This window comes from Moorena sp. SIO2C4 (genome assembly GCF_010672485.1).
GTDB classification, from domain to species: domain Bacteria; phylum Cyanobacteriota; class Cyanobacteriia; order Cyanobacteriales; family Coleofasciculaceae; genus Moorena; species Moorena producens.
The window spans coordinates 1-11,861 of the sequence record NZ_JAAHGN010000099.1; the positions used below are offsets into that span (position 1 = coordinate 1).

The following is an 11,861-nucleotide window of genomic DNA, read 5'->3' on the forward strand; positions in this document are numbered from 1 at the left end:
CCGAGACCCATGCCCGCTCCTCTGCCAGCCCCAGTAAATCCCATGCCCATGAGTGGTAGTCCTTACAATTCGGGTTTAGGTCAGCTGCCCTATCTGAGAAGTTCCCCAGCCCCCCGGCCAGTAGTCCCGATTAATCCCATTCCCATGGGGGGCACTAGTTATGGCTTGGGCTTAGGTCAGCTACCTTACTTAAATACCATTCCAGGGCAGGTACCAGGGCAAATCATGGCAGTACCAGTGGTGCCAAATCCCAACATCCCTGGCTTGAGCCAGTCTCCTTTCCCAACTACCCCCCCAGGTCAGGTACCAGGGCAAGTCATGCCCATCCCAGTGGTGCCAAATCCCAACACCCCTGGCTTTGGCCAGTCTCCTTTTCCAGCCACACCCCAACCACCGCTACCAGGGCAAGTCACTCCGATCCCAGTGGTGCCAAATCCCAACACCCCTGGCTTTGGTCAAGTACCCTTCTTCCAACCAGCACTACAACCCTGGCCACCGGCTCCCAACTCAAACCTAAATCGTCCAACTTCTCCGCCAGGCAATTCAACCGCCCAATCCACCGGTCGCCCGTTGCTGCCTAGCACCGCTCTAACCCCAGCATCCTTGCGTTTCCAGGGCAGCTTCGTGACTCAAGGGGAAAATTCAGTAGCCAGAGCTCGCTTGGACGGAAACTATGTGCTAACGCCCCAATTCCTGTTTGGAGCTACCCTAGATCTGACTAGCGAAAATGACCAATTGGTAGACTCACCTAACGAAGGGGCAACTATCAATCAGTTGTTCTTTACGGCTGCTCCTGCTAGCACCTTACCCACTCTGCGGTTTTCCGTCGGTCAGTTGGATTTAACGTCCTACTTTGATCGGAATAGTTTTGCCAAGGATGGGGTAAGCCATTTCTTTAATCCAGTTTTTCAAACTAATCCAGCCTTGAGTGCTACTGCGATCGCATCTCGTCCAGGTTTATTGGTTAACTGGGCAGTGACAGACAATATAGAAGGCAAAGTTGCTCTGTTTTCATCAGCTGAGAGTCTGGAGCGATTTGACCTCAATGGCTTGGCAGGAGAAATTGGTCTGCGCTACGATAATGTGATCGTGCGAGGAACCTATGCCTCAGGCAGGGATGGTGGTGCCAATAGTGGCTTCCGGGAAATTTTCTCCATCGAACGGGGAAGGGATGACTTTGGCATCAACAAGAATGATGATGAAGAAGCATTTGGTGTCAATGGCGAAGTGTTTATTCCTGAACTGAATATGGGCATATTTGGTCGCTATGGGATTTACCGCAACCGGGATTTGGATGAAGAGGGAAACACCTACAGTTTCGGAATCACCTTCTTGGATTTATTTTCTAAGAATGACCGGGTAGGGTTAGCCTATGGTCGGGATCTGTCCAATGAGGAATTGCGCCAGGAAAATGGGGATGATGTACCAGATGTGTTAGAGCTATACTACGATTTCCAATTTTTACCGAATGTGCGGCTTGGTTTTAGCCTTCAGCAACGCAATAGTTTCAAGGAAACGTTTGCCGGATTTCGATTGAAAACCGATTTTGATGTAACTCCTAGAGGTAGGTTTACTCCATGATTCTAGAGGAAGGCAAAAGGAACAAGGGAAAAGGCTTACCCCCCATAAAGAGCGGAGAATCCTCAGGTCAGAGGCAAAAGGCAAAGGGACTGGATTCACATTGCCATCAGTGTCGCCGTGTGGTAAAGTTTTTTCCCATTTACCTCTTACCCTTGACCGTTTACCTCTTACCATTGACTGTTTACCTTTTTCCTCTTGCCTTTTGCCTTGAGGCAGCTCAAGCCCAAACTATTCCGGTGCCGATTATCAGAGCCTTTAATCTGCTCAGGGAAGGACGAGTGGAAGAGGCAATTAAAGAGTTTGAGCAAGCTGTCCAGCGTTATCCCCAATCCATTGATGCGAAGATTGGCCTAGCCATCGCCTACCGCCGACAGGGATTGATTGACCAAGCTTGGGATGCCTATCAACAGGTGCTCGCTCAAGACCCCACCAATGAGTTAGCCCTAAGTGCAGTAGGTCTGCTAGGGACATATAAACAAGAATGGCAGACTCAGGGAATTGAAGCCCTTACGGTCTTGCTCGATATCAATCCCAATGATACAGAAGCTCGTGGCAGGCGAGCTCTGCTGTATGGTTATCAGCAGCGATTTGGTGAGGCGATCGCAGACTATGAAATTGTGCTGCAAACTGACCCTAGTCCAGATGTGCTAATAGGGGCAGCAGAAGTTTACACCTACAACGGTAACCCTCAAAGGGGTCTGGAACTCTTTAACCAATACCTCGCTACGGGGAATGTGATTAGTGGCTATGCTGTCCTGGCTTATGCCCAATCCTTAAGGCAAACCGGCAATGCGGCTCAGGCGGTGCAGGTTCTGGAAAACGAGTTAGTGGGGTTCGCCCTCATCGATCAACTCGACGACCTAGGCATCCAAACCAGAGCCGCCCTCTCCCAAGCCTATGCCGAAAATGGACAGATCTCTGAAGCATTGGCCGTATTAGAGCCTTTACAAGGTATCCCCCAAGCCACATTGCCCTTAGCGCGATCGCTAAATGAAATTCGCAATAAAAATCAAGATCCAGCCCTGGAACCCCAAGTCTCTATGCTCTACCGCCAGGCACTGGCAGAGAATCCTAATGACCCTAACTTAATTCGGGAGATAGCTGATGTGTTCACAGGCATACCCAGCGAACGGGCAACCGCATTGCAGCTTTACCAACAACAGCTTGCCTTCGAGCCTGATAACCGTAGTCTGATGATTAAGATCGTGGGTCTGGAAAGTCAGACCGGGTTAATTTCTCAAGCTCAATTGAGCAACCGTCTAGCGACCATACTGATTCCCCTACCTACTGAACCCAGCGAATTGCAAGCGGTGGCAGACGCCTTGATCCCGATCGAGCCGCCGGGGCCAGAATTTCTATCTATTTACCAAAATATCCTGGCATCTGGGGTTAACGCGCCCTTTTTGTACTTTCGGATCGCTCAACTTTACATTGAAGCCAATGACTTGATCTCAGCTAGAAATGCGTTGGCTACATATACCGCCACACCCCAGGGAGCTAACGATCTGGTAGTACAGTTGCTAGCGGCAGATATTGAACGTCTTGAGGGTAACTGGATTGCTAGCCGCCAGCGTTACCAAGCCTTGATTGCCAGCAACCCACAACGGGATATTCTCAATGGAGCATTGCAAGGATTGTCATCTATACTTCTGCTACAGGATAGACCAGGGGAAGCTGTGGCAGTTTATGACCAACTAGTGGCGCTCAATCCTAGTGATGTTAACCTACAGCTAGCACGAGCTACAATTGCCTATCAAGCGAATCTGATTCCAGAATCCCAAGCTGAGGCATTTGTCTACTATTGGTTGCAGACACAACCCAATGTGCTTCCGCCCCAAGAACTCTTTGCTCTAGTCGGTGCTCTACCTGCCAATCCCACACGGGAACCCCTATACATTTCGCTGCTGCAATCTGAACCAGACAACATACCAGTAAACCGCCGTTTAATTCAGGTTATTGCTCAGCGTAGTCCAGAATTAGCTAGAGCTCAGGTGATTGAATTAGTCAATCGGGCTCCCTACTCCGTTCAGACATACTTGTTGCAGGGGCGATTGGCAGAAGCGATTGATCAGTTAGACATAGCAGAACGCGCCTATCAGGTGATTTTGACCGCAGAACCCAGTAACACTGAGATTATTGCTGCTTTAGGTGGTGTTCGTTTCCAACAACGACGCTTTGACTCCGCCAAGCAACTCTATTATAGGGGTCTTGCGATCAAACCCCTGGATTTCGGGGTACGTCGTGCCTTAGTTGGACTAAATCAGACAGAAGATTTTAAAGTCAAAGCCCTAGAACAGTTGGAACAGCTACGACTGGAGGAATTCAGTCGAGGGTCTAGTACTGCTACCCTGTCCCGTCAGAGACAGCAAATCCAAGAAGGATTTCTGTTCCGCAGGGGTTTCCAACCGCCTTGGGAACGTTTTGATTAAGGATAAAAAATGAAGTCTAGATGAAGTGTCAAGTGTAAAGAATAAATTCTAAATGAAGTATAAAGGATGAAGTGTCAAGGATGAAGAATGAAGTGTCAAGGATGAAGGATGAAGTATAAAGGATTAAGGTATGACAAGGGAAAATCCCAAATGGCAATTAACACTTAAAAATTGGCAGTTTTATAATCACAAATGAATAATCCAGACATTTAAAGCCAATATCAGAATTGAATAATTCTGAACTCTGATGTTTTTAGGCTAGGCTTAGGTTCAGACTTCTTCCCTTAAAAGACTACGTTGGATCAATCCAGAGGCTTGTATCCAACTATGTTTGAGGAGTAAATGTAAGAGCCGCAAATTTACGATGTCATACAACAGCCGTCAAGGTTTATTTATGGGTCGCACCCTCAGCGTTTCTATCGTTACTTTCACCATTATGTTGTTGAGTCTATGGGGTTGTGCTCCCCATCAATTGTCAAGACGATCTCCAACCCCTTCACCACCCCAGTCATCACCAAGCAAAACGCCTTCAGTATACCGTGAGTATCCTGAACCAGAGGCTCCCCAGACTGCTTTACCTATAGACGAAAGCGGTATTATAGCAGAAAGTTGGACTGTATACAAAGAGAAATTTATTCAAAAAGACGGGCGAGTCATCGACTACGAAGCAAGCGATCGCTCAACCTCTGAAGGGCAAGCCTATGGGATGCTGCGAGCGGTAATTGCCAATGACCCCACCACCTTTGCCCTGACCTTAGAATGGTCTCAAAACAATCTCAAGCGCTCAGGAACTAATGGTACTCTCGAAGACCAACTTTGGGTGTGGAAGTGGGGTCGTGATCAAAGCGGTAACTGGGGTGCGATTGACAGAAATTTTGCCAGCGATGCCGATATTGATGCAGCAACAGCATTAATCCTAGCTTACCGCCGCTGGAATCGTCCGGAATACTTGGACTTAGCCTTAATTAAGCTGGAAGATTTGTGGAACTTGTCCACCAAAGAGGTAAGGGGAAAGCGCTATCTTTTGCCAGGACCTGTAGCAGCCTTTGTGCCTTCTCCATCAATTCTATATCTCAACCCCTCATATCTTGCTCCTTTCTCCTTTCGTCTCTTTGCCCAAGTTGACCCCAACCATGACTGGTTAAGTTTGGTGGATAGTAGCTACCAGGTGTTAAGAGAGTCTTCCCAGGTTTCTGCTGTAGGCTTACCCAGCGATTGGATAGCCTTTGACACCGAAACTGGTCAATTCCAGCCATTGCCACCAGACAGTCCACTCAAAAGTTCTTATAGCTTTGATGCCTACCGAGTGTGGTGGAGAGTTGCTTGGGATGCAGCTTGGTTCAATACCCCAGAAGCATTTTCCTATCTCGGTACTGCCACGCAGCATTTGCAATCCCTGTGGCGTTCTTCTTCAAAGCTGCCCGCCAGGATTGACATCCAGGGAAAACCAACGGTGACTTACGAAGCCACTTCCCAATATGCCATGCTTTATTCTGCCCTACGTTTAATTGAACCAGCCATGGCTAGAGAATTGATAGAGCAGAAACTAATACCACAATATCAGGAAGGGATTTGGGATGATCAATCGGCCTACTATACCCAAAACTTAGCTTGGTTAGGGTTATTGCCTACCACAGCCATCGACCGCAACCTGTTAAATCCCAGTTAGGGAGGGGAATAGTTTAAACATACCAATAACTATACCGATAAATATACCGATCAATCTATACCGATCAATCAGGTGATACAGGTGACAAAAATGGTCTCAATCGTTAAAGTTAAGCCTAAGCCATACAACTTTTCTTTATAAATTAAGGGTGATCTTACTATTCTCCTAGTATTCTCTATAGTTACAATTATGAAATTCTTGTTTCGCCGCTCCCAAGCCCAAGATCCTACGACTAATCATCAACGACGTGCTCTCTATGGTCCTAGATTATCCTTATTGCTGCTATGTACAAGCATGGTCTTAACCCTGGGCATCGGTACTACCCTAACTAGAGCTCAAGGGGACGGTAACCTCAGAAAACAGGAAGACCAGTTCATCCAGAAGTACACCTTACCCAAAACTCCCACTAAGGCTCCAGTCTACAAACCTAGACCTCGTCCTCGTCCTCGGCCAGCTGCCCGACCTAGACCAAAAGCTGCTCCGGCAGCGCCACGACAAAGACGCTCTAATCGTGCCCCAGCAAGGGTTGCTCCCGCCCGACCTCGGCCAGCTGCCCGACCTCAGCCACGGCGGACCCAATCCCCCTCCCAGCCCCAACCTCGTTCACAGCCCCAATCTACTCCAAATCCGATTTCTTCTACCCCGAATATCCCATTAAGTGAGTACATCTTGCAATTTAATCGCTCTCCGATTGTAGGCAATCGCCTCCGTATGCGGGGGGTTTATTCGGAAGCAAGACTGGGCTTTACCCGTCCTCGGGGTTGGAAGATAAAAACCGCCAAAGCCTTAATCCGCTTCCAGCATTCACCAGCCCTGATGGCAAATCGCTCTAACCTGACCTTGCGGATTAATGGCACCAGTGTGGCAAGTGTCCCTCTCAACCGCAAGCAGTCTCAGGTGGCTAACGTCATGTTTGCTATCCCAACGACCCTGATCCAGGACTACAATGAACTTTCCCTAGTAGCCCAGCAACACAACACCAAGGGTTGTACGGATGGAGGGGATGCCACGTTGTGGACTGAGGTTTTGCCGGATTCAAAATTAATCTTCCAATACCAAGTTGAACCTATTCCCCTAAACTTCAGTCGCTATCCTTATCCTTTCTTTGATCAACTCAGCTTAGATGCCAATCCCATTGCTTATATGCTGCCGCAGGGGAATGTCCAGACCCGATCCGTGGAGTCCTTAGAATCTTGGTTGACTGCTGCGCCTCGTTTACAGGCTTCCCTAGGCAGGTTGGCTGACTTCCGTCCCATTACCACCCGTTTGGTAGAGACTATCGACGAATTAGAGTGGGGCGATAGTTTAGTTGTGATGGGGACTCCTGGAAATCAACCGGTTTTGAAGTCTTTAGAACTGCCCTTTACCTTCTCCGGGAATCAAATTTTAGATGGGACTCAGATTCCCTTACCCGATGATGTCGGTGTGCTGGCACTTACCACCGTCAATGATGGCAGTAACCCGGTCTTGGTGGTGACTGGCAATGGTTCAGATGGCGTGAAAAAGGCTGCCCAGTTTTTAGTACAGCCAGATACCAGTAAACTTGGCACAGGTCAATTAATTTTCGTGGATCAGGTTCCGGATGTACCAATACCATCCTCCAGAAATTGGCCTGGTTATTTGCCAGAAGAAAATTCCTTTACTCTAGAAGACATCGCTACTCAGCCCAATGGTAAACCCTTTAAGGACGTCACAGTGCGAGGCACTTCAGCACCACCGGTAGAGTTTGATTTTCGGGCCTTACCGGATGATCGCTTTAAACGGGGCAGTTCCATGAATTTAGTTTACAGCTATGGTCCCCAGGTCAATCCTCGCACCTCTGCTGTAGAAGTCTTACTAGATGATGTACTAATTGGTGGTAAACGCTTGACCAAGAGGGATGGCTCACAGCGAGAAACCCTGAAAGTGGATCTTCCTGCCAATCTGATTAAACCCACCTCTAAAATCAAAGTTGCTTTCCGGCTGAACCCCAGGGAACCAGAGGAGTGTGGTAAAATCACCGATCAACAACTAACGGGTACGGTTCATGCTGAGACCAGCTTCAAAGTTAATCGGGAGCCCTCAGTTCAACTACCTAATCTAGAACTGTTGCAAGTAGGTTACCCATTTGCAGCTCCTCAAGATTTGTCTAATACAGCGATCGTGTTGTCAGAGACGCCATCTGATAACGATCTGCTCACCCTCATGGCTATCAGTGAGCGTTTAGGACGTCTAAGTAAGGCAGATTCAGTACAAATGGATGTTTACACCATTGAACAATTGCCTGATCAGATCAAGAGGAAGCGAAATCTAGTTGGAATTGGCACCAGGGAGGAATTTCCCTTTCCAGAGGTATTTGAGTCAAGTGGTTTGCGTTTGAGTAATGCTCTAGGACGTCAGTGGGGTGAAGCTAGTGTCCAGACTCTACCGGATAGTGAAGGGGTAATTAAACAAATCATGTCTCCCTATAACAATCAGCGGGTACTTTTGGCTTTGAGTGGTCAAACGGAAAATGGCTTAGACCGCGTGCGGCAGATTCTCACTAAAGATTCTTGGTTCTACCAGTTGCAGAAGGATACGGTTTTAGTTAGTAGTTATCAACAAGACCCTGCTGGTTATGACCCCGATGCCTATAAGCTAGAGTTCTTTGAACTAGCCGGTTCTAAGAAGCGCATTGAAAAAACCTCCGCCCTCAGTAAAGCATCGTTCTTCCTCCAACGAAACTGGTGGTTCCTAGCTTTAGGTATTCTGGGGGTAACCTTCCTACTTTATGGCATTAGCCAGTTGTACCTCAAGCGTGTGACAGATCAAAAAAGTCATTAGGAATTAGTGATTAGTGATTATTCTTTAGTTTTAATTAGTCTTTAGGATTGTTTGTCTATTAAATAGGATTAAATCAAAATTCCACTGTCAGCTATCAGCTGATAGCTGACGGCTGAATACTTACATCAATATTAGTTTCACATCTCAAATCAAAATGCTATAAATTGCTATGTCTTTTTCCTTATTCAAACAATCGAGAAATAGGCAAAATCGCCCTCGTCGATCCCCTGTAATTACATTACTCGTTGATCGCCTACCTCGGTTTTTTGACCGAGTCCTAGCACGGCTAGGGTCGAATCACTTGTCGTGGCTGATTTTGCTGCTGGTGTTGCTATCCATACCCCTGATTACTACACCCCTAACAGTCAGGCAGCAGGGGATTGTAGCGATCGCACTAATATTGGTTGGTCAAGTGGTAGTGCGCACTGAAGCCAAACAATCTGATAAAACAGTCAGTGAGTATTTTCATCTGTTTTTAGTATGGCTGAGCCTGGTGACCACCATGCGCTACCTATACTATCGCTTTGCCTATACCCTAAATTTTGATACTTGGATCAACGGGTTTTTCTGTGTGCTGTTGTTGGGGGCGGAATTGTATGCAATTCTAACCCTATTGCTAGCTTATTTTCAAACTCTCAAAATCAAAGACCGAGAAACCGTTGATCTGGCTAACTATCCTCAAGACCAATGGTTCAAGGTTGATATCTACATTCCAACCTACAACGAGCCTGTGGAAATTGTCCGCAATACAGCAGTAGCCGCTCTGGCTATGGACTATCCGGAGGATAAAAAACAAGTCTATGTCTTAGATGATGGCAGAAAGTATCCAGAGCGTCGCAAAAAGTTGAAGCAGATGTGCGAAGAAATCGGCTGTAAATTGCTGACTAGACCTAACAATGATCATGCCAAGGCAGGTAATATCAACACAGCGTTTAATACTACCAAGGGCGATCTGGTATTGATTCTGGACTGCGATCACATTCCAGTGCGAAAATTGCTGATGCGCACAGTCGGGTTTTTCTACAACCCAAACGTATCCTTTGTGCAAACGCCCCACTGGTTCTTTAACCCCGACCCCTTTGAGCGAAATCTCCAGACTAAGGGTGAGATTCCAGTGATGAATGAACTCTTTTATAAAGTACTGCAAAAGGGCAATGACTTCTGGAATGCTTCCTTTTTCTGTGGCTCAGCAGCGGTAATTCGCAAAAACCATGCGCTGGAGATTGGGGGAATTGCCGTTGAAACCGTTACAGAAGATTGTCACACGGCCTTCCGACTCCATTCCTTAGGTTATGAGTCAGTGTACTATGACCAGATTATGGTTGCTGGCTTAGCCCCTGAAACCTTTGCCTCCTATGTGGGTCAGCAAGTGCGTTGGGCAAGGGGAATGGCTCAGATTCTACGGCTAGAATTCCCCTTGTTGAACTGGAAGGCAAAACATCTCACCTTAGGCCAGCGGATTTGTTATTTTTCAGCCACCTCCCACTTCTTCTATGGCTTTCCCCGGCTGATTTACGCTGTCACTCCCACTCTATTCCTATTGTTTGGCATCAATCCCATTCAGGGTTTGGGGCTAGAAACCTTATTTTATGCCCTGCCCCATCTACTGATTAGCCTCAATGCTAACTATATCACCTACAAAGAAGTTCGCTTTTCCTTCTGGAACGAGGTGTTTGAATTTGTGATGTCATTCCAGACGGGGTATGTCACTCTGATGGCGGTGATTAACCCCAAGCTCGGTTCATTTAATGTAACTGACAAGGGGGTATCGGTTAGTCAGCGGAGTTTTGATTGGCAGTCAGTACAGGGTCTTTTGGTAGTAACAGCTATAGTGATTGCTGCCTTACTAGCTGTTCCCTTTTGGCTGCTGCTCCGTCCAGAAGATGCAGAAGCGGTCTTGGTTAACGCCATGTGGTGCGTCTTTAACTTGATTCTGCTGACAGCAGGTTTGTTGGTTGCCTTTGAACAACCCCAACAACGCCCCAAACACCGCCTGCTACGACGCCTTCCGGTGACAATTCACACCACTGACCAGAGTTGGCCAGGGGAAACGGTTAATATCTCAGAAAGCGGAGTTTTAATTGCCTTAGATAGCTGGCCCAACCTACCTGATCAAGTAGACCTTGAAATTGTGGGAGATTACGGCAGACGAGCCTTTGTTGCTGGAGAAATTATCCGCAAGACACCGATTAGTGACCATCAAGTTCACCTTGCGATTAATTTGATCAACCTCACTCAAGCTCAGCTAGATGATTTAGTCCTAGTAATTTATTCCGATGTCAGGGAGTGGTATTCCCAGAAGCGTGCGACCTTAGACCGACCCATGGGCTCCTTAGGTTTCTTAGCCACTGGTGTGTTCCGTGCCTTCCGAGAGTTGAATACCCAAACTAGTACTAAGGTGCGTAAACAGATTAGGGCTACTGTTCAGCTTTATTGGGAAGGTAAGTTTTACAGTGGTAGGGCAACTGAAATGGGAGTGATGAGTTTACGGGTTGAATTAGAACGCAGCACTGCCTATTCTGATACCACGGAGCAAACTAGTCCATTGCTCACACCAGAAGATTTACGAAGAATGGAGCAAGACCAACCCTTCGTTGGCTTGCTATTGAGTCAGGAATCGACTAACCAGTTACCACAGCGATTGTTGGCTCAAATTGTGGATGTCGAAGATTTATCCGATCAAGTTGCCATTGAGTTGAAGTTCCCAGACCAATTAAAGCAGAAACAGGAGACCAAAATTAAACAGCTTTTGAAAGTACTGTAGTTGAAGGTTTAATCAGGTTGAAGGTTTAATCAGGTTGAAGGTTTAATCGGGTTGAACGCGCACGCGTGGCCTATTGGCCAAGGTTGAAGGTTTAATCGGGTTGAACGCGCACGCGTGGCCTATTGGCCAAGGTTGACGGTTTAATCGGGTTGAACGCGCACGCGTGGCCTATTGGCCAAGGTTGACGGTTTAAACCTCACGGGGTAACAACAACCCTAAAGCTCTCTGGGTGATTGTGGGAGTAGTCCCAGTGCTTCGGCGTTCGCGTAGCGTCGCCGTAGGCCAATGGCATCTCAATCAGGGGAGATGTCAGAAATGCGATTGGGTAAATCCTGCCAGGGCGATGCGTTCGCGTAGGGTGGCCGTAGGCCAATCCCATTCAACTTTTATTTATCAAAAGGGAGAGTTTGAGAGGGAAAAGAATACCCCTTGACTAATAGTTTGGGGATGAATTTTCCCTTTCAAATAGTGTTAAGATAAAAGATAAAGGTCTTAAAAAACTGGGAATTGACCTTACTCAGCTACCCCCGGTGCGGGGGAAAGTTACGCCCTAGGAGATAACAATCTATTTGGTTGTGCCTGGGAATCCCCATCCAAGACGGTTGGGGAAGTTCAA

At 47.3% G+C, this 11,861-nt stretch carries 6 protein-coding genes; 5 read left to right on the plus strand and 1 reads right to left on the minus strand.

Annotated features, from left to right (window positions below):
* The 5 genes from F6K20_RS08070 to F6K20_RS08090 all read left to right on the plus strand — a co-directional run.
* A partial coding sequence (locus F6K20_RS08070; RefSeq protein WP_502708823.1) for a carbohydrate porin occupies window positions 1-1,581 on the plus strand: 1,581 nt, incomplete at its 5' end.
* On the plus strand, window positions 1,578-4,010 hold the full coding sequence (locus F6K20_RS08075; RefSeq protein WP_008178718.1) for a tetratricopeptide repeat protein: 2,433 nt from the start codon (window positions 1,578-1,580) through the stop codon (window positions 4,008-4,010). The genes F6K20_RS08070 and F6K20_RS08075, both read left to right, overlap by 4 nt.
* Before the next feature lie 364 nt (window positions 4,011-4,374).
* Complete coding sequence (locus F6K20_RS08080) at window positions 4,375-5,679, plus strand: family 8 glycosyl hydrolase (protein WP_202799141.1); 1,305 nt, start codon at window positions 4,375-4,377, stop codon at window positions 5,677-5,679.
* A 189-nt stretch (window positions 5,680-5,868) separates the two neighbouring features.
* Window positions 5,869-8,481: a cellulose biosynthesis cyclic di-GMP-binding regulatory protein BcsB gene (locus tag F6K20_RS08085; RefSeq protein WP_008178723.1), complete on the plus strand. Its 2,613-nt coding sequence runs from the start codon at window positions 5,869-5,871 to the stop codon at window positions 8,479-8,481.
* Between the two features lie 169 nt (window positions 8,482-8,650).
* Window positions 8,651-11,245, plus strand: a complete 2,595-nt coding sequence (locus tag F6K20_RS08090) for a glycosyltransferase family 2 protein (RefSeq protein ID WP_008178726.1) — start codon at window positions 8,651-8,653, stop codon at window positions 11,243-11,245.
* 196 nt (window positions 11,246-11,441) lie between these two features.
* On the opposite strand, the gene F6K20_RS08095 is transcribed toward F6K20_RS08090, so the two are convergent.
* The gene (locus F6K20_RS08095; protein ID WP_287248398.1) at window positions 11,442-11,618 is read right to left on the minus strand and encodes a hypothetical protein; all 177 of its coding nucleotides are present in this window, start codon (window positions 11,616-11,618) and stop codon (window positions 11,442-11,444) included.
* Between the last annotated feature and the right edge of the window lie 243 nt (window positions 11,619-11,861).

Bases quoted from the DNA above. Each gene is read 5' to 3' on its own strand.
- F6K20_RS08075 (WP_008178718.1), top strand. From the start codon at position 1,578: ATGATTCTAGAGGAAGGCAAAAGGAACAAGGGAAAAGGCTTACCCCCC.
- F6K20_RS08080 (WP_202799141.1), top strand. From the start codon at position 4,375: ATGTCATACAACAGCCGTCAAGGTTTATTTATGGGTCGCACCCTCAGC.
- F6K20_RS08085 (WP_008178723.1), top strand. From the start codon at position 5,869: ATGAAATTCTTGTTTCGCCGCTCCCAAGCCCAAGATCCTACGACTAAT.
- F6K20_RS08090 (WP_008178726.1), top strand. From the start codon at position 8,651: ATGTCTTTTTCCTTATTCAAACAATCGAGAAATAGGCAAAATCGCCCT.